This window comes from Amycolatopsis granulosa (assembly GCF_011758745.1).
Taxonomy (GTDB): domain Bacteria; phylum Actinomycetota; class Actinomycetes; order Mycobacteriales; family Pseudonocardiaceae; genus Amycolatopsis_E; species Amycolatopsis_E granulosa.
The window spans coordinates 1,315,379-1,332,320 of sequence record NZ_JAANOV010000001.1 but is presented as its reverse complement, the minus strand read 5'-3'; the positions used below and the strand labels follow the sequence as shown (position 1 = coordinate 1,332,320).

Below are 16,942 nucleotides of genomic sequence, written 5' to 3'. Positions count from 1 at the left end.
GATGGTCTACGTGGCGCAACGTGATGGTCGCGACGAAGCAACTTCTGCCCGGTTCGACGGAGTCCGGGGTTTGCGAGATCACCCATCCGGGTATCGCTGCGCAGTCCCCATCGGAACAGGACCGGCGGCGCGGCCCGTCCTGCCGACAGAAAGAGTTGCCATGATCGTTCTCGGCGTCATCTTGCTCATCGTCGGTCTGCTGACCAGTATCAACATCATCTGGACGATCGGAATCGTGCTTCTGGTCGTGGGTGCGGTACTGGCGATTCTCGGCTCCACCGGCCGCAAGGTCGGCGGCAGGGCGCACTGGTACTGATCCGGCGCGACACGAGTGCCGGCTCCCCGCGCGGGGGCCGGCACTTCCGTGTGCGCACCGGTTCAGCCGAGCAGGTGGTCCAGTCCCGTCGCGGTGAGGGTGGCGCGGGAGGCGCGGCTCGCCGGCCGCACCTGCACCGGCATCCGCACGGCCGCCAGGGCCAGCTCGGCCGCGCCGGACACGGACAGGAAGTCCACTGCGGACAGGTCCACCTCCACCCGGCGCGGAGACAGCCGCGCGGCCGCCGCCAGCGCCCGCGCCAGGCACGGCACGGTGAGCAGATCCACGTCGCCGGCCACCTGCAGCTGCACCACCTCGTCGTCGAGTACCGCCGTCCGGATGTCGACCTCCGCCCGCTCCGTCATGCGGCCCACCTCCCGCGATAGTCTGAACAGGGTTCAACCGCCGGGGAGCTGTTTCGGCACCGATTCACCCGATCCAGGGACGAGGCGTGCGGCAGGCGGGGCAGCCCGGGAACCAGCTGTGGTGCCCCCGTCGGTCAGCGGGGCAGCGCGGTGGGCCGTCCGCCGATGACCGTGGTCGCCCCCGTCGCCCACACCACCAGGCCCCGCCGCCCGGGGCGGGTGGCGAGCCAGCCGGCCGCCGCGGGGCCGAGCGCGAACGCCGCGGTGGCGTCGATGTCGGCCCAGGTCAGCGATTCGGCCACCACGGTCACCGAGGCCACGTCCACCGGCGGCCGCCCGGTGCGGCCGTCCACCAGGTGCGCGCCGCGGTGGACGGTGCCGGAGGTGGCGACCCCGCCGGTGCACACCGGCACCACCGCGAGCACGCGGCTCGGATCGGCCGGGTTCTCGATGCCGATCCGCCACGGCGGGCCGCCCGGGTCGAGGGTGCGGCACACGATGTCACCCCCGGCGGACAGGCAGAAGTCGGTCGCCGGCAGCGCACGCAGGTGCTCCGCGGCGCGCTCGGCCGCCCAGCCCTTCACCACGCCGCTCGGGTCCAGCCCCGGACGCCGGATCGCGAAGGCCCCGCCCGACTCGCGCTCCGCCCGTTCGCCCAGCGCCAGCACCTCCGCCACCTCCGGCGGGCAGTCCGCCACGCCGATCTCGCCGCGGCCCAGCCGGGAGATGACCGATTCCGGCCGGTAGGTGCTGAACACCGCGTCGACGGCGCGCAGCTCCGCGATCACCGCCGCCCACGCGTCCCGCGCCGCGGCGTCCCGCGTGTGCCGGCCGCGCAGCGCGAGGCTGATCGGCATGCCCATCACGTGCTCGACGTACCGGGCGGGGATCACCGGCCCGCCTTGTCGAGCGCGCCCTGCAGCGACTGGAGGTAGCCCTCGCTGGTGACGGTGGCTCCGCTGACCATGTCGATGTCGGCGCTCTGCGCGTTGAGCGTGTCCTGCACCAGGACGGGCAGCGCGTAGTCGTTGATCTCGCGGTCGCGCGAGTTGCCGTTCGGGTACTGCACCACCTGGACGTTGCTGATCTTTCCGTTCTGGACGGTCAGCTGGACCTGCACCGGGCCCCACCGCGTCGGCGCGACCGGGCCGGTCACCGTCGAGCCGCCGGCCGCCGGGGTGCCGGTGCCCGGCGCGGGCGTCGGCACCGGCGTCGCCACGACGCCGGGACCACTCGCCATCGAACTCGACGTGGAGGTGTGGTAGCCGAACAACAGGACCAGGACGGTGATCGTGCTGAGGACCCACAGGCTGATGCCTTTCATGCGGTCACCACGCGAAGTTCTCGGTGTGCAGCCGCTCGGCGGGCACGCCGGCGGCCAGGGCGGCGCGGCGCACCGCGGCGGCCCACGGGCCGGGGCCGCACACGTACACGTCGCGTTCGGCGATGTCGGGCACCCAGTGCCGCAGCCCCGTGACGTCGTCGGCCGGGATCCCGTCGCCGAGCCACGACCCGGGTGCACGGCGGTGACCGGGCAGCCACACCAGCCGCAGCCCGCGTTCCGCGGCGAGGACCCGGAACTCCCGGTCGAACAGCGGCCGCTCGCGGAACCGGTGCAGCACCACGGCTTCCCCCGGTGCGTAGTCCAGTCCCTCGGCGAGGGCGCGCAGCGGCGTGATGCCGACCCCGGCGCCGATGAGCGCGACCTTGCGGCTCTGCCGCGCCCGTCCGGTCAGCCTGCCGAATGGGCCCTCGAACAGGGCCGGCGTCCCGGGACGCAGCGCGGCGATCTGCGCGCTGTTGTCGCCGGTGGCCCGGACCGTGATGCGCAGGCTGTGCCGGTCCGGCGCCGCGGACAGCGAGTACGGGTTGCCGCGCGTCCACCCGTCCCGCCGCAGGAACCGCCAGCCGAAGAACTGCCCGGCCTCCGCCGGGAGCCGGTCGAGGTGCCGGCCGGTCAGGTACACCGAGTACACGCCGTCGCCCTCGCCGACCACGGACGTGACCCGCAGCCGGTGCCGCAGGTTCCGCGTCACCGGCACGCCGACCCGCCACACCAGCACCGCCGCGGCGGCGGCCGCCCACGTCGTCCACCAGAAGACGGTCCGGGCCGTCGAGGCGGTGAACTCCTGCCCGGTCCACAGCTGGTGCGGCAACGCGAGCCCGACGCCGAGGTAGGCGTAGAGGTGCAGCAGGTGCCAGGACTCGTAGCGGAGGCGGCGGCGAGCGGCCCGGATGCTCGTCACCACGACCATCACCAGTGCGACGGTCCCGGCCAGCGCCAGCAGCATTCCCGGGTACCGCGTGACGAGGTCCCAGAACGTGGCGGGCACCGCGGTGACGGCGCCGGCCGCATACCCCCAGGTGATCAGCACGAGGTGGGCGAGCATCAGGTCGAACGAGGTGAACCCGGTGAGCCGGTGCGTCCGGGCCAGCCGGTCCTGCCCGAAGGCGCGTTCCAGCAGCGGGACGCGTGCCATCAGCAGCACCTGGGCCAGCAGCAGGACCGCCGACAGCAGCCCGGTGAGCCGGCCGGCGGAGTTCAGGCCGCTCACCCAGCCGGGGAGATCGCGGATTCCGCCGCCGGCCGCCCACCAGTAGGCGACCAGCAGCAGGGCCAGCCACAGCGCCGAGCCGGCGGCCAGCCGCACCCCGCTGTCGAACCGGGCGCGCCCGCGGGGGAGTGCGGCGAGGGTGGTCACGTGTTCGTCCCGTTTGCCCCGCCCGGTGCGTTCTGGCTGCCCTGGCCGTTCCGGCCGCGGTCGCCGAAGCCCGGCGGCGGCTGGCCGTAGCCTCGCGGGGCCCGGCCGAAGTGACCGGAGCCGGGGTTCGTGGTGCCGCCGGGGCCGGCGGTGGCGCGGCCGACGGCGAAGCCGCCCGCGCCGCCGACGGCGAGCACGGCCACGGCGACGGCGGGCGCGACACCGAGCCCGATGGTCCGCCGGGGTGCGCCGGGCGGGGGTGGGGCTGCGCTGCTCGCCGGCTCGGCAGGCGGCGGCGGGGTGGCCGGTTCCCACCGTGAGCCGCTGTGTCGATCTTCGTTGTCTGGCACGGGAGCCTCCTGTCCGGGCACCACGATGGTGACCGCGGAGGCTGAGACCGGCCCCGGAACAACCTGTGTGAAAGCTATGCGTCCGCCTGCCCGTCACGCCCGGGGCGGGGCGGCCCCCGGGGCACACGGATTGAACCACCGGGGGCCTGGCCGGCGTCGCTGCCCGGGCAATGACGAGACCTGGTGTCCACTGTCCTCCGATCCGCCCCCGCGCGACAGGGGCGGACGACCTCGGGGGTCCCGGCTCGATCGGGCGATCGGCCGTCCTCCGCTATATCACCCGTCCTGGTGACGCCCCGCGCGCCCGCGGTCACCTGACGGAGCCCCTCCGTGTCATCCGTCCGCGCGGCGATGGTGGCCGGAGGGGACGAGGTGCCGGACGGCTACCGTGCGCTGGCCCGTCGCGGGGTCTGGCAGGTGCTCGGCCGCCGCTGATCTTCAGCCGAACGGGGAGTTGCCGTTTGCGGGCGCCGGTGGCGCGGTCGAGACTCGGGGCATGGTCAACAGCGGTGGCAATGACATCCTGGCCGAGCGCGAGGTCCGGTTCTCCGGGGCTCTGCGGGGTTACGACCGCCGGGAGGTCGACGCCTACATCCGCCGGCTGCGTGCCCGGGCCGGTCACCTGGCGAGCGAGCTGGAGGAGAAGGAGCGGCGGCTGTCCGAAATGGGCGGTGACCTGTCGGTGCCCCTGCAGGTCATCGGCTCCGGCAACATCGGCGCACGCGTGGAGCGCATCATCGCGCAGGCCGAGATCGAGGCGCGGGAGATCCGCGATCAGGCCGAACGGGACGCCGCGGAGACCCGCAAGGCCTACGAGGACCAGGCCGAGCAGGCTCGCCGCCGGTGCGAGGACGTGACCCGGCGCGCGGAGGAGCAGGTCCGCGCGATGATCCGGGCGGCCGAGGAGGAGGTCGAGCGGCTGCGCGGCACCCGCCAGGAGGTCCTCGACCAGTTGCAGCGCATCGGGGAGATCATCGGCAGCGCGACGGACGAAGCCGCCGCCATCCCGGCGGTCGAAGTGCGGATCGAGGAGATCCTCGGCGCTTCCGTGGAGTCGGTGGAGTCCGTGGAGTCCGTGGAGTCCGTGGAGTCCGAGGTGGACGAGGTGGACGAGGACGCGGCCGGGTCCGAAGTGGACGAAGTGGACGAGGAGCCCGCGGAGTCCGCGGCGGAGGACGACGCCCCCGCCGCGGCCGTCGAGCCCGAAGCCGCTGAGCCCGAGATCGCCGAGGAAGCGGAAGCAGACGCGGCGGTCGTGCCGGAGGAGGAGAGCGACCCGGAGGCGCCGGTGGTCGCCGAGCCGCGCAAGCCGGCCGAGACGGGCAAGATCAGCCCGGCGATGCTGGCGGCGAAGGCCCGGCGCCGGGCGCAGCGGGAGCAGGCCGCAGCGGCCGACGCCTGACCGGCACCCCACCGCCTCCTGCGGAAAAAATGCTGGTCAGGACGGCGCTGACCGGCCCGGGAGGGTGTAGCGTTCCCAGTGTCGAGAGGAATCGGACCCGGGGGTCAGCCGGGGTCGTTCTCGGCATCGACGCCGGCCCGTTCCGGGCCGGGGGCAGGAGTACCGGCATGTCGTCGGGCCCGCACGTTCGCACCACCACCCCGAAGGCCGTCACGGCCGCCGGGCCGCCGCGGCTGAAGCTCCGAGCGAGCCAGAACCCGACGGCGCCCACCCCGGGGTACGTCGACGGGGCTTGGTGGCCCCGGTCGCATGACCTGTCCACGGAGCTGCCGGCACTGCGCGCGGTGCTGGCAGCCCGTCTCGGGCCGATCGACCGGATCGCCTACCGGAGAACGACGTGGGATCCCTCCGCTCGCCGCCTCGGCGGACACGGTTCGCTCGCGCCGCTGGCCGGTTATCTCCTGCCGGATCAGGACACCGTGGACGTGACGACCTCGGCGGGGGACAGCTTCACCCTGGTCGTGGTGCCGCCCGCTCAGGCGTAGCGCGCCAGCCGCGCGGCGAGCTCCGTGCGCCCCACGTCCACGGCGAACACCGGTTGCGCCGCGGTGGAGCGCTCGGCCTCGAGCACGCCGGTGACGAACTTGGCGACGGCGGCGGGCTCCGGTACCACCTCGGCGCCCGCGAACCAGGCGAGCACCAGCGGCGCCTCCTCCGGCGCCGTCTCCACGGCGACCGCCCAGCCGCTGCGTTCGCTCCACACGAGCATGAGATCCTCGCCGGGCCGGGACGGCCACCGCCGGCTGAGCCCCAGGTAGGCGGTGACGGTGTCGCTGACCTCGAACGAGGTGGCCTCCGCCGGAACACCCACGGCCGCGGCGACGGCCCGGAGATACCCGGCGAGCCCCCGGCTCAGTGCGGTCAACCCGGCGGACTGTGGATCCATGGTCACAGCCTAGGCGGCGTCCACGAGCACCGGGACATCCCGTCGCGCCCGGCACCGCACCGAAACCGGACACGCCCCGGGGTGACCACCCGGCGCGGCATGCGCCCGGGCAAGGATCAGCAGACGATCCGCTCGGGCGACGCCCCCGGAGATCGCGACGCTGACGCGGCCCACGGCAGTCGCACGCGCGGGACCACGGCGGGGACGAGATCAGGCCGGCACCGGCGCCGAATCGCGTGCCACCAGCGTCGCGCTCAGCAGCACCGTCTCGCGGGGGCGGTCCGGTTCGGCGATGCGCCGCAGCAGCAGGTCCACACCGGCGGTGCCGACGTCGTCCGCGGGCAGGCGGATCGTGGTCAGACCCGGCTCCAGGTAGGCGGCGAACGGGTGGTCGCCGTAGCCCACCACCCGCACGTCCCCGCCCACCGTCAGGCCGCACTCCCGGATCGCCTTGTACACGCCGAGCGCGAAGTAGTCGTTGCCGGTCACCACCAGTTCCGGGTGGTGCTCCCGGGTGATCAGCCCGGCCGCCAGCCGGTAGGCGTCGTCCGGGCGCCACGGCAGCGCCGCGTCCCGGGTGCGGTGGCCCGGCACCTTCAGCACCAGCGAATCGCCGCCGAGGGCGCGCCGGAACCCGGCGATCCGCGCGGCGACCGTGCTGATCTCCAGGTCCTCCTCGAACAGCCACGCCGGACCCGGGTCCGGCCCGGCCACCCGCGTCACCGCGTCGGCCACCGCCTGTTCGACGTCCGTGCCGACGAAGTCGAACCCCAGCTCGGGGATGTCCCGGCTGAGCAGTACGACCGGCAGCCCGGCGGCGGTCAGCTCCGCCCACGCGCCCGGCCGCTGCTGGATCGGCACGGCCAGCACGCCGTCCACGCCGAAGCGCAGCAGCTGCTGCACCGCGCGTTCCTCGTTGTCCTCGTTCTCCTCGGTGACCAGCAGCAGCACCGAGTACCCGGCGAGCCGGCACTGCCGTTCCACCGCCGAGATCAGCGCGGCGTAGAACGGGTTGGACGGGTTGGTGATGACCAGCGCGAGCACCATCGTGGTCCCGGAGACCAGCGACCGGGCGTGGCTGTTGGGCACGTAGCCCAACCGCCGCGCCTCGGCCACGATCATCTCCCGGGTGGCATCGCTGACCTGGTCCTTACCCGACAACGCGCGGGACACCGTGTTCGCGGACAGGCCGAGCCTGTCCGCGACGTCACGCAACGTGACCCGCCGAGCGCGCACCACCAGCCGACCTCCGGATCAACCCTTGCCAACAAGATAGATGCGCAGCTTGCCGGCCGCGCCGGGACCCACGGTGCAGCGCACCCGCAGCCACTGCCCGAACGCGTGGACCGGCCAGCTGATCAGGCCGGGGGAGTCGATGCGGTGCTCGGCGTCGTCCAGCGGGCACCAGTGCAGCCCGTCGGGGGAGATCTCGGTGCGGAAGGTCAGCGGACCGTCCGCCTCGAGCGCCTGCACGAAGAACCGGGCCTCCTGCGCCCAGGGCAGCTCGTAGGGTTCGGTCGCGAAGTCCTCGCGGACCACCGTGTTGCGTTCCAGGACCGCCGTCATCGTCGAGCGCATGTCGTGCCTCACCAGTCCACCGAGATCAGGATCGAGTCCAGGAACAGGAAATTGCGGATACCGCAGTGCGTGCGGACGGAGAAGTAGAAGTTGAGCAGGTTGTCCAGCGTGCCGTAGCGGTCGGGGTAGAGCGGAACCGGCACATCGCGCATGTCCATCACCCGGTCGTTGAGCTGCAGCTCCACATTGGACCTCGTGCTGGTGTCGATGTCCCACCGCAGGTAGTGCCAGTTGATCTTGGTGGGCACCTCGTTGACGCACATCTCGAGCGGCTCGCCGAAGGTCCGCCAGTCGGCGGGGTCGGGCGCGGTGAAGTCGGCGGCGTAGGGCAGCGCGAACTTGCCCTCCTGGTGGTCGCGGGGCGTGGGCTCGGGCACCACCGGGTACATCCAGCGGTTCGTCATCTCGCCGTCGAGGTTGGTGTTCTGGTAGCGGATGACGTTGTGGTAGCGCACGCCGCCGTCCGAGCAGATGTCGGTAGCCACCGTGAACGCGCCGAACTGCGACTCCGACGGGTGCCGGTTGCCGTCCCAGGCCACCGACGCCGGCGCCTCGTGCCCCACCGTCGCCTCGGCCTTGAACGCGAAGTGCGTCTCGATCCGGACCCGGCCGCGGCCGGCCATGGTCAGCCGCCGGATGCCGGTGGCGGTGTGACCGGGGTAGGGGCGGGTCGCGAGCTTGAGGGCGTAGTTTCCGCTCAGCGTCCCGTGTGTGCCGACGTCGAAGAACGAGCACGAGGACAGCTGCGGCGGGCGGAAGTCGCGCATGTGGTCGTCGACCGTGTCCAGGTCGCCGCGGCCGTCGTAGTTGCCGAGCAGCTCGGTCCAGCCGTGGGTGGTGGTGTCGAAGGTGTCGAAGCACAGCACCCGCGCCAGCGGGTTGTACTTCGACAACGCCGTGCCATTAACGTTCATGGGAGTCAAAACTGGGTCTCCATCCCTTGACCTAGGCGAAAGTGAACTCGTAGCCTGTCGCCAACATGAACGTTAATGTAGACGTTCCCCAGACGCAACGAAGGGTCTGCGATGAGACTGGGAATCAGCCGGGCCACGGTCGGCTCGACCGTGGGCACGGCGCTGGAGTGGTACGACTTCTCCCTCTACGGCACGGCCGCAGCCCTCGTGCTGCCGCAGGTGTTCTTCCCCTCCGGCGATCCGGCCGTCGCGACCCTGTCGTCGCTGGCCACGTTCGCCGTCGGGTTCTTCGCGCGGCCGGTCGGCGGCGTGATCATCGGCATCCTCGGTGACCGGGTCGGGCGCCGGACGATGCTGTTCGTGACGCTGATGGTGATGGCCGTGGCCTCGACGCTGATCGGGGTGCTGCCCAGCTACGCCACCGCCGGGGTGTTCGCACCGGTGGCACTGGTGCTGCTGCGGGTCGTGCAGGGGCTGGGCGCGGGCGGCGAGTACGCGGGCGCGATGCTGCTGTCCGCCGAGCACGCCTCGACCCGGGCGCGCGGCATCAACGCCGCCGCGCCGACCCTGGGCAACGCGGTCGGTTCGCTGGTGGCGACCGGGGTGTTCTTCCTGACCTCGGCGCTGATGTCGGATGCCGACTTCGCCCGCTACGGCTGGCGGATCCCGTTCCTGCTCAGCTGCCTGGTCGGCGTCGCCGGGATCATCGTGCGGCTGCGGGTGCCCGACAGCCCCGAATTCACCCGCGCGAAGGCGGCCGGGCACGGCACCCGGGCGCCGCTGCGGGCGTTGTTCGCCACCTCCGGGCGCAAGATCCTGCCCGGCATGCTGATCTCCGTCGCGCCCAACGTGATCAGCTACCTGCCCTCGGTCTACGCGCTGAGCTACCTGTCCAAGCGGGTGGGCACGGCGGCCTGGGTCGGCCTGCTCGGCATCGTCATCGCCAACGCCCTCAAGGTGGTCACCGTGCCGACCGCGGGCTGGCTGTGCGACCGGTTCGGCCGCCGCCCGGTGATGATCACCGGCGCGACCGCGGCGGCGCTGCTGTTCTACCCGTTCTTCTTCCTGCTCGACACCGGCACACCGGTGGTGATCTGGGCGGCACTGGTGCTGCTCTACACGCTCTGCAACGACCTGACGCTGGCGTCGCAGGCGACGATGATGTCCGAGCTGTTCCCCGTCGGCTACCGCTACACCGGTGTCACGTTCACCCGGGAGATCGCGGGCGCGGTCGTCGGCGGCTGCATCCCGTTCGTCGCGGCCGCGCTGACCACCGCCTCGGGCGGGCAGACCTGGCCGATCGCCGTGGTCTGCGGGGTGCTGTGCCTGCTGTCGGTGGTGGGCGCCCGGTTCATCGCCGAACCCGAGCACCTGCGCGGGCGCGCCGAGCGGGTCACCGCCCCGGCGGGAGGGTGACGGCCGGGCCGGGCGGCTACCCCCGTCCGGGGGTAGCTGTGCCCCGCCGGTATCGACGTGCCCCGGGTACGCCGGTACCGTGGGGCGACCGACGATGGTGTGGTTCGAGGAGGACGGACGCCGATGTCTGACGCCCGCTCGGTCCTGCAGGTCGAGCTGGCCGGGGCCGCCCGCGCCGCGGGCCTGCCGGTCGTGTTCGGCGGTGAGGTGTCCGGTGGCCGCCTGCGGTTGTCCGGGTTCGTCGGTACCCGCACCACCGCACTGCACAACCTGGACGTCCTGCCCGGCGTCGGTATGGGCGGCCGGGTGCTGATGCAGAACAGGCCGATCACGGTCAACGACTACGGCTCCGCGCGCACGATCACCCACGACTACGACCGCCCGGTGCTGGCCGAAGGGCTGGCGTCGGTCATCGCCGTGCCGGTGCAGACGGCGGGCCGGTGCCGCGGCGTGCTCTACGGGGCCGTCCGGCGGCCGGTGACCTTCGGGGACCGGGTCCGGGACGCGCTGATGGAGTCCGGCAGGCGGCTGGCCCGCGAGCTGGCCGCCCGCGACGAGCTGACCGACCGGGCGGCTTCGCTGTCCCCGGGCGCCACCCGCGAGGAGCTGCGGGCGGTGCACTCCGAGCTGCGGGCCATCGCCGGTGGCCTGCCGGACCCGGAGGCGCGCTGCCGTCTCTACGCCGCCGCGCAACGACTCGTCGAACTCGGCGAGGGCAGGCCGGTGCCGGAGCCGCGCGTGCGACTGTCCACACGGGAAATGGACGTGCTCGCCCAGGTGGCCCTCGGCCGCACGAACGCCGAGGTCGCGGAGCGCCTGTCGCTGTCCAGGGAGACGGTGAAGGCGTATCTCGGCTCCGCCATGCGCAAACTGGACGCCCACACCCGCCACGAGGCCGTGGTCCAGGCGCGCCGCCTGATGGTCCTGCCGTGAGCGAGCCGCGCTAGGCCGTCGCGGTCCACCGCGAGTTCTCCGAGCGCCCAAGATCACATCCGGGGAGTGGCGCGACGACCAGTTCCCGGACCCGCGCGGCTGAGGAATTCCTCCCGGGCGCAGTAGGTTGGGTGGGGAGCAACCAGTGAGGGAGGACAAGACGTGGGTCTGAAGGTCGGCTACAAGGCGTCGGCGGAGCAGTTCGGTCCGCGCGATCTGGTCGAGTACGCCGTGCGGGCCGAGGAGCTGGGCCTGGACTCGGTGATGGTGTCGGACCACTTCCTGCCGTGGCGGCACGAGGGCGGGCACGCGCCGTTCGCCCTGTCGTGGATGTCGGCGGTCGGGGAGCGGACCAGCCGGGTGCAGATCGGCACGAGCGTGCTGACTCCGACGTTCCGGTACAACCCGGCGGTGATCGCGCAGGCGTTCGCGACGATGTCGTTGCTGTCCGGCGGCCGGGTCATCCTCGGGGTGGGCACCGGTGAGGCGCTCAACGAGATCGCGGTGTCCGGGCGGGAGTGGCCGGAGTTCAAGGAGCGGTTCGCCCGGCTGCGGGAGGCCATCTCGCTCATGCGCGAGCTGTGGACCAGCGACGACGTCTCCTTCGACGGCGAGTACTACCAGCTGGTCAACGCCAAGATCTACGACCGGCCCGAGCAGCCGGTCCCGGTGTACGTGGCCGCGGGCGGCCCGGTCGTCGCGAAGTACGCCGGCCGCGCGGGTGACGGGTTCATCTGCACCTCCGGCAAGGGCATGGAGCTCTACACCGACAAGCTGATGCCGGCGGTGGCCGAAGGGGCGGCCGCGGCGGAGCGGGACGTGGCGGGCATCGACAAGATGATCGAGATCAAGATGTCCTACGACCGCGACCACGCCACCGCGCTGGAGAACACCCGGTTCTGGGCGCCGTTGTCGCTGACGCCGGAGCAGAAGCACTCGGTTTCCTCGGCCGAGGAGATGGAACGGCTGGCCGACGAGCTGCCGATCGAGCAGGTCGCCAAGCGCTGGATCGTGGCGTCCGACCCGGACGAGGCGGTCGCGCAGATCAAGCCGTACCTGGACGCCGGCCTGAACCACCTCGTCTTCCACGGTCCCGGCCACGATCAGGAGCGTTTCCTCACCCAGTTCACCGAGGACGTGCTGCCCCGCCTGCGCGCGCTGGCCTGAGGTGCCCACCGCTCACGGGCCGCGCCCGTGAGCGGTGTCATGGTGCGGCCGCTGCGGCGGCGAGGGTAATTTCGGGAAATAGCGATATATCGAAGGATTCCGGCGCCGCGCGACCCGTGACGCAGAAAAGGTGAGCCGTCATGTCCCCAGTCCTGTCCGTCCTGGACCTCGCGCCGATCGCGCCCGGCCAGACCGCGCGGGAGAGCTTCGCGGCCAGCGTCGCGCTCGCGCAGGCCGCCGAGCGCAGCGGCTACCGGCGGGTCTGGTACGCCGAGCACCACAACATGGCCTCCATCGCCTCCAGCGCGACCAGCGTGCTGATCGGGCACGTCGCCGAGCACACCTCGTCGATCCGCCTCGGCGCGGGCGGGATCATGCTGCCCAACCACTCGCCGCTGGTGATCGCCGAGCAGTTCGGCACCCTGGAGACGCTGTTCCCCGGGCGGATCGACCTCGGGCTCGGGCGCGCGCCGGGCAGCGACCAGCAGACCACCGTGGCGCTGCGGCGCGACCCGTCCTCCGCCGACTCCTTCCCGCAGGACGTGCTGGAACTACAGGCGTACCTGAGCGGCAAGGCCGTGCACGGCGTGCGCTCGGTGCCGCGGGCCGAGGGCGTGGTGCCGCTCTACATCCTCGGGTCGTCGCTGTTCGGGGCGCAGCTGGCCGCACAGCTCGGGCTGCCGTACGCGTTCGCGTCGCACTTCGCCCCGGACGCCCTGCACCAGGCCGTCGCGCTGTACCGGGATCGGTTCCAGCCCTCGGCGCAGCTGGCCGAGCCGTACGTGATCGCCGGGGCGAACGCGTTCGCGGCCGAGGACCACGACGAGGCCGAGGCCCAGCGGACCGTGGCCTACCGCGCCCGCGCCCGGGCGATGCTGTCGCAGGGCCGCGCGGGCGCCAACTTCACCGACGCGGAGATCGACGCGTTCCTGGCCTCGCCCGGCGGCCGGGGCCTCGCGGCGATGACCCGCTACACCGCGGTCGGCACCCCGGACGAGGTGCGCGCCTACCTGGCGGATTTCGCCGCGGAAGCCCAGGCCGACGAACTGATCCTCGCCCACCACGCCCAGCACGTCGCCGACCGGGTGCGCTCGGTGGAACTGACCGCGAACGCGATGGCGGCGGCCATCTGACCAGGGCACCGGCCGGCGCCGGGTAATATCGGCCGGGTTGTTGAGCACACAGCGACCGGGTGCGGGCCCGGTGCTGTCATCGCCGCTCGTTCCCGGTCGGCTGCGGTAGGGAAGGACCACGATGAGCGACGGTGTGGCGGGCCAGCTGGAGCACCTGGACGAGGTGACCAGTGCCCTCGAGGAACTGGCCGGCACGGTCGGGAACACCGACGACTTCGGCGTCCTGCTCCGCGTGGTCTGCGAGCAGGTGGTCCGGGTGGTGCCCGGGGCGGACATGGCGTCCATCACCGTGCTGGACGGCACCGGTGCCCGGTCCGTCGCCGCGACCGACGAGCGCGCGGCCCTGATCGACCAGGCCCAGTACGCCGACGACGACGGGCCCTGCCTGCGCGCGGCGCGCACGGGCCAGGTGGTCCGGGTCGCAGTGAGCACCGCGCGGCAGCTGTGGCCGGGCTTCGTGGAGGTCGCGGCCGGGCACGGCGTGGCGAGCTACCTCGCCTCGCCGCTGCAGGTGCGGGACGAGGCGATGGGCGCGATCAACCTGTTCGGCTTCGGTGAACACGGGTTCCGCGACGTCGACCAGAAGTACCTGGAGCTGTACGCGACGGTGGTCGATGCCGTGCTGCACCTGTCCCGCCGCGCGCTGCGCACCCAGGAACAGGTGCGGCACCTGCGCACGGCCCTGCGCACCCGCGGTGTCATCGAGCAGGCCAAGGGCATCCTGATGGCCGCCCGGCGGATCACCGCCGACGAGGCGTTCCAGCTCTTGGTCGGGCAGTCCCAGCGGGAGAACGTCAAGCTGCACACCATCTCCGCCCGGTTCGTCTCCGAGCACACCGGGCACGCCGTCGAGCCGGACGACTTCACCGCGGAGTGATCGGTCAGGGCGCGGGCGGCAGGGTCCCGGTGATCGTGAACACCTCGTCGAGACCGGTCAGCTGGAGCGGGCGCAGCACCGGCCGGCTCGCGCACACCAGGGTGAGCTCCTGCCCGGCCGCCGCGCACTCCTCGGACACCTCGACCAGCAGCGCGAGCCCGCTGGAACCGATGAACCCGACCCCGGTCAGGTCGAGCACCACCGCGGGTGGCGGCGGCACCGGCGCGCCCGTCCGCGCCGCCTCGAGGCCGTCACGCAGCCGGCCGATCGTGCCGGCGTCCACTTCACCCGTCACCGTCACGACGAGCGCGCCGGGCCGGTAGGTCCACTCCACTTTCAGGCTGGTCACGCGATCTCCTGGTCGCCGGAAGGACACGACGGCGCCGGCTCGGCCGGCCATGGGGGAGGAAACGGTCTGGGACAACAGCGACCTCGGGCTCGCTCGGGGGACGGAGCGCGGCACCGCGCGCCGCCTCGCGTCGACAGAAGGGCGAGCCACAGCTGCTTGTATAACCGTGACGCGTCCGAGCCTACCTCATGGCGCGGTTAGGCTGGCGGAACGAGGACCGGGCCGGGTCGCGTCCCCCGGTGCCTCGCCGACGAGACGAGGTGTCATGAGCGAAACGGTCCTCACCGCTCCGGAGGTCATCACGATCGCCGAGGAGCTCGCCGAAATCGGCAGGCTGGTGGACGACGACGACGTCGCCACGACCCTGGCCCGGTACGTGGCACGGGCCGTCACGCTGCTGCCGGGATGCGACCGCGCCGCGATCACGGTGACCACCGCGGACGGGACGGCGGAGGTCGTGGCCACCGCGGGCAGGGCGCTGCCGGACCTGCCGGTACCCGTCCCCGATCCGGTCGGTGAGGCGCTGACCTACCGCGAGCCCCGGCGGCTGGACGACACCGCCGCGGACGACCGGTGGCCCGCCTACGCCGACCACCTGCGCCGGCACGGCTTCGGCAGCTGCCTGACGCTGCCGTTGCCCGGCACGGACTCGGCGGCGGCGTTCAGCGTGCTGTCCGCCGAGCCGGGCCGCTTCGGCCAGGACTCGCACGACCTGGCGCTGCTGTTCACGCTGCACGCGGGCGTGGCGTTCGACAACCACACGCTCTACCAGGACAACCTGCGGCTGCTCGGGCACGTGCAGACTGCCCTGCGCACGCGGACCGTGATCGCCCAGGCACAGGGCCTGCTGATGCGCCACCGCAACCAGACCGCGGACGAGGCGCTCGCCGCGTTGAAGCGGATGTCCCAGCAGGCCAACATCAAGCTGCGCGACGTCGCGGCCACGCTCGTGGCGGCCCACCACGCGGGACGGCTGGCGCAGACGCTGCGCGAGTTCTGACCCGGTCCGCTCCGGCGTCCCGGGCGCGATGGCGTGCGTTTCAGCGCCAGCCGGCGGCGGGTGCCACGTCGCGGACGATCGACTCCAGCAGATGGGCGTTGTACCCGACGCCGAGCTGGTTCGGCACCGTGACCAGCACCGTGTCCGCGGCCTGCACGGCCGCGTCCGCCGCGAGCTGCTCCGCGATGACGTCCGGCTCGCCCGCGTAGGTGCGGCCGAACCGGGCGGTCCCGCCGTCGAGGTACCCGACCTCGTCCCGGCTGTCCCGTTCCCGCCCGAAGAAGCGCCGGTCGGTGTCGGTGGTGATCGGGATGACGCTGCGGCTGACCGAGACCCGCGGCTCGCGGAGGTGGCCCTGCCGCGCCCATTCCTCGCGGAAGATCCGGATCTGCTCGGCCTGCAGTTCGTCGAACGGCACCCCGGTGTCCTCGGTGAGCAGTGTGGAGCTCATCAGGTTCAGGCCCACTTCGGCGGTCCACTTCGCGGTGGCGCGGGTGCCGCTGCCCCACCAGATCCGCTCCGCCAGCGTGGGCGACGTGGGTTGGACGGCGAGCATCCCGGGACGGCCGGTCATCTGCGGATCGGCGCGCACGACGGCTGCACCGGAGAGCGCGCGGCGGAACATCGTGGTGTGCCGGCGCGCCATGTCCGCATCGGTCTCACCGTCCGCCGGGACGTAGCCGAAGGCGGACGCGCCGTGCAACGCCGGTTCCGGAGAGCCGCGGCTGATGCCCAGCTGCAGGCGCTCGCCGCTCAGCAGATCAGTGGCGGCGGCCTGCTCGGCCAGGTAGAGCGGGTTCTCGTAGCGCATGTCGATCACCGCGGTACCCAGCTCGATCCGGTCGGTGCGGGCGGCCATCGCGGCGAGCAACGGGAACGGCGTGGAGAACTGCGGCGCGAAGTGGTGCACGCGCAGGAACGCGCCGTCGACGCCGAGTGCCTCCGCGGCCACGGCGAGCTCGACCATCTGCCGCAGGGCGTCGGCGGCCGTGGGCGTCGGGGTGCCGGGCTGGTGGTGGCCGAACGAGAGGAAACCGATCTTCTTCACAAGCTGTATTGTCCAAGGCCGCACCGGAATCCGGGGGGCGGCGAGGGAGAGCCGCACCACCTCGCACCCGTCTTGGTGATCGGCCAGCGCGGCGCCCCAGCCGACCCCGTGGGCTCCCAGGTCATCGCCCGGATCCAGGCCGCACCGACCGCCGACGGCGTAGCAGTAGCCGCTCAGCCTCGTGGTCCCCGGGGTGCTCAAGCAGGAACTCGCTTGTGCACCCCGACGTGGCCGAGGTGACCGGCCGGCCGCCCCGCACGTCCGAGCAGTGGGCCACCGGGCCACGCAGACGCCTTCCGGTAACGCGGGGGCCGGTGCCCGGGGCGAGCGGCCGCCGCGCGGAACGTGCCGTGACCTGCGGCGATGCCGCGGCCAACGTCTTCCGATACCCGCGGTATTGACACCTCGCCCGGCGGGTGTCACTATTCCGGGCACCGCTTGGAATC

At 72.7% G+C, this 16,942-nt stretch carries 20 protein-coding genes; 9 read left to right on the top strand and 11 right to left on the bottom strand.

Annotation, left to right across the window (positions count from 1 at the left end; translation table 11 throughout):
* Positions 1 to 160 precede the first annotated feature (160 nt).
* Entirely contained in the window at positions 161 to 316 is a 156-nt protein-coding gene (locus tag FHX45_RS06495) for a DUF6131 family protein (protein WP_167097581.1), read from the top strand.
* 62 nt (positions 317 to 378) lie between these two features.
* On the opposite strand, the gene FHX45_RS06490 is transcribed toward FHX45_RS06495, so the two are convergent.
* The 5 genes from FHX45_RS06490 to FHX45_RS06470 form a co-directional block, all read right to left on the bottom strand.
* A complete protein-coding gene (locus FHX45_RS06490; protein ID WP_167097579.1) occupies positions 379 to 681 on the bottom strand; it encodes an STAS domain-containing protein in 303 nt (100 codons plus the stop codon).
* A gap of 134 nt (positions 682 to 815) precedes the next feature.
* On the bottom strand, positions 816 to 1,574 hold the full coding sequence (locus FHX45_RS06485) for an FAD:protein FMN transferase (protein ID WP_341771375.1): 759 nt from the start codon (positions 1,572 to 1,574) through the stop codon (positions 816 to 818).
* Positions 1,571 to 2,005 carry an FMN-binding protein gene (locus FHX45_RS06480; RefSeq protein ID WP_167097577.1) on the bottom strand — a complete coding sequence of 145 codons (435 nt, stop codon included), beginning with the start codon at positions 2,003 to 2,005 and terminating at the stop codon, positions 1,571 to 1,573. Before FHX45_RS06480 ends, FHX45_RS06485 begins: the two co-directional genes overlap by 4 nt.
* 4 nt (positions 2,006 to 2,009) lie before the next feature.
* Positions 2,010 to 3,383, bottom strand: a complete 1,374-nt coding sequence (locus FHX45_RS06475; RefSeq protein WP_167097575.1) for a ferric reductase-like transmembrane domain-containing protein — start codon at positions 3,381 to 3,383, stop codon at positions 2,010 to 2,012.
* The gene (locus tag FHX45_RS06470; RefSeq protein ID WP_167097573.1) at positions 3,380 to 3,733 is read right to left on the bottom strand and encodes a hypothetical protein; all 354 of its coding nucleotides are present in this window, start codon (positions 3,731 to 3,733) and stop codon (positions 3,380 to 3,382) included. Before FHX45_RS06470 ends, FHX45_RS06475 begins: the two co-directional genes overlap by 4 nt.
* A gap of 496 nt (positions 3,734 to 4,229) precedes the next feature.
* Between FHX45_RS06470 and FHX45_RS06465 the strand changes: the two genes are divergently transcribed.
* Positions 4,230 to 5,135, top strand: a complete 906-nt coding sequence (locus FHX45_RS06465; protein ID WP_167097571.1) for a DivIVA domain-containing protein — start codon at positions 4,230 to 4,232, stop codon at positions 5,133 to 5,135.
* Positions 5,136 to 5,302: 167 nt separating this feature from the next.
* Complete coding sequence (locus tag FHX45_RS06460; RefSeq protein ID WP_167097569.1) at positions 5,303 to 5,680, top strand: DUF5994 family protein; 378 nt, start codon at positions 5,303 to 5,305, stop codon at positions 5,678 to 5,680.
* On the opposite strand, the gene FHX45_RS06455 is transcribed toward FHX45_RS06460, so the two are convergent.
* The 4 genes from FHX45_RS06455 to FHX45_RS06440 all read right to left on the bottom strand — a co-directional run bounded on the left by FHX45_RS06455 (position 5,671) and on the right by FHX45_RS06440 (position 8,573).
* Complete coding sequence (locus FHX45_RS06455) at positions 5,671 to 6,081, bottom strand: DUF6292 family protein (protein WP_167097567.1); 411 nt, start codon at positions 6,079 to 6,081, stop codon at positions 5,671 to 5,673. The genes FHX45_RS06460 and FHX45_RS06455 overlap by 10 nt on opposite strands.
* Before the next feature lie 210 nt (positions 6,082 to 6,291).
* Positions 6,292 to 7,320, bottom strand: a complete 1,029-nt coding sequence (locus tag FHX45_RS06450; protein WP_167097565.1) for a substrate-binding domain-containing protein — start codon at positions 7,318 to 7,320, stop codon at positions 6,292 to 6,294.
* A 15-nt stretch (positions 7,321 to 7,335) separates the two neighbouring features.
* Complete coding sequence (locus FHX45_RS06445; protein WP_341771374.1) at positions 7,336 to 7,671, bottom strand: hypothetical protein; 336 nt, start codon at positions 7,669 to 7,671, stop codon at positions 7,336 to 7,338.
* A complete protein-coding gene (locus tag FHX45_RS06440; RefSeq protein ID WP_167097563.1) occupies positions 7,668 to 8,573 on the bottom strand; it encodes a DUF6772 family protein in 906 nt (301 codons plus the stop codon). The genes FHX45_RS06445 and FHX45_RS06440 overlap by 4 nt, the downstream gene beginning before the upstream one ends.
* 111 nt (positions 8,574 to 8,684) lie before the next feature.
* Here FHX45_RS06440 and FHX45_RS06435 point away from each other — a divergent pair, with 111 nt between their 5' ends.
* The 5 genes from FHX45_RS06435 (at position 8,685) to FHX45_RS06415 (ending at position 14,099) form a co-directional block, all read left to right on the top strand.
* Positions 8,685 to 9,989, top strand: a complete 1,305-nt coding sequence (locus tag FHX45_RS06435; RefSeq protein WP_167097561.1) for an MFS transporter — start codon at positions 8,685 to 8,687, stop codon at positions 9,987 to 9,989.
* 123 nt (positions 9,990 to 10,112) lie between these two features.
* Positions 10,113 to 10,922: a helix-turn-helix transcriptional regulator gene (locus FHX45_RS06430; protein ID WP_167097559.1), complete on the top strand. Its 810-nt coding sequence runs from the start codon at positions 10,113 to 10,115 to the stop codon at positions 10,920 to 10,922.
* A 162-nt stretch (positions 10,923 to 11,084) separates the two neighbouring features.
* Positions 11,085 to 12,089: a glucose-6-phosphate dehydrogenase (coenzyme-F420) gene (gene fgd / locus FHX45_RS06425; protein WP_167097557.1), complete on the top strand. Its 1,005-nt coding sequence runs from the start codon at positions 11,085 to 11,087 to the stop codon at positions 12,087 to 12,089.
* 140 nt (positions 12,090 to 12,229) lie between these two features.
* Positions 12,230 to 13,222, top strand: coding sequence for an LLM class flavin-dependent oxidoreductase (locus FHX45_RS06420; protein ID WP_167097555.1), 993 nt, complete (start codon positions 12,230 to 12,232; stop codon positions 13,220 to 13,222).
* Between the two features lie 121 nt (positions 13,223 to 13,343).
* Positions 13,344 to 14,099: an ANTAR domain-containing protein gene (locus FHX45_RS06415; protein WP_167097553.1), complete on the top strand. Its 756-nt coding sequence runs from the start codon at positions 13,344 to 13,346 to the stop codon at positions 14,097 to 14,099.
* 4 nt (positions 14,100 to 14,103) lie between these two features.
* On the opposite strand, the gene FHX45_RS06410 is transcribed toward FHX45_RS06415, so the two are convergent.
* Positions 14,104 to 14,448 (bottom strand): anti-sigma factor antagonist, encoded by a 345-nt coding sequence (locus FHX45_RS06410; RefSeq protein WP_167097551.1) that lies wholly within the window; start codon positions 14,446 to 14,448, stop codon positions 14,104 to 14,106.
* Positions 14,449 to 14,713: 265 nt separating this feature from the next.
* Here FHX45_RS06410 and FHX45_RS06405 point away from each other — a divergent pair, with 265 nt between their 5' ends.
* Positions 14,714 to 15,448 (top strand): GAF and ANTAR domain-containing protein, encoded by a 735-nt coding sequence (locus tag FHX45_RS06405; protein ID WP_167097549.1) that lies wholly within the window; start codon positions 14,714 to 14,716, stop codon positions 15,446 to 15,448.
* Positions 15,449 to 15,488: 40 nt separating this feature from the next.
* On the opposite strand, the gene FHX45_RS06400 is transcribed toward FHX45_RS06405, so the two are convergent.
* Complete coding sequence (locus FHX45_RS06400) at positions 15,489 to 16,496, bottom strand: LLM class flavin-dependent oxidoreductase (protein WP_167097547.1); 1,008 nt, start codon at positions 16,494 to 16,496, stop codon at positions 15,489 to 15,491.
* Positions 16,497 to 16,942: the final 446 nt, after the last annotated feature.

Bases quoted from the DNA above. Each gene is read 5' to 3' on its own strand.
- FHX45_RS06490 (WP_167097579.1), bottom strand. From the start codon at position 681: ATGACGGAGCGGGCGGAGGTCGACATCCGGACGGCGGTACTCGACGAC.
- FHX45_RS06440 (WP_167097563.1), bottom strand. From the start codon at position 8,573: ATGAACGTTAATGGCACGGCGTTGTCGAAGTACAACCCGCTGGCGCGG.
- FHX45_RS06435 (WP_167097561.1), top strand. From the start codon at position 8,685: ATGAGACTGGGAATCAGCCGGGCCACGGTCGGCTCGACCGTGGGCACG.
- FHX45_RS06415 (WP_167097553.1), top strand. From the start codon at position 13,344: ATGAGCGACGGTGTGGCGGGCCAGCTGGAGCACCTGGACGAGGTGACC.
- FHX45_RS06495 (WP_167097581.1), top strand. From the start codon at position 161: ATGATCGTTCTCGGCGTCATCTTGCTCATCGTCGGTCTGCTGACCAGT.
- FHX45_RS06405 (WP_167097549.1), top strand. From the start codon at position 14,714: ATGAGCGAAACGGTCCTCACCGCTCCGGAGGTCATCACGATCGCCGAG.
- FHX45_RS06455 (WP_167097567.1), bottom strand. From the start codon at position 6,081: ATGGATCCACAGTCCGCCGGGTTGACCGCACTGAGCCGGGGGCTCGCC.
- FHX45_RS06465 (WP_167097571.1), top strand. From the start codon at position 4,230: ATGGTCAACAGCGGTGGCAATGACATCCTGGCCGAGCGCGAGGTCCGG.
- FHX45_RS06430 (WP_167097559.1), top strand. From the start codon at position 10,113: ATGTCTGACGCCCGCTCGGTCCTGCAGGTCGAGCTGGCCGGGGCCGCC.
- FHX45_RS06480 (WP_167097577.1), bottom strand. From the start codon at position 2,005: ATGAAAGGCATCAGCCTGTGGGTCCTCAGCACGATCACCGTCCTGGTC.
- FHX45_RS06420 (WP_167097555.1), top strand. From the start codon at position 12,230: ATGTCCCCAGTCCTGTCCGTCCTGGACCTCGCGCCGATCGCGCCCGGC.
- FHX45_RS06460 (WP_167097569.1), top strand. From the start codon at position 5,303: ATGTCGTCGGGCCCGCACGTTCGCACCACCACCCCGAAGGCCGTCACG.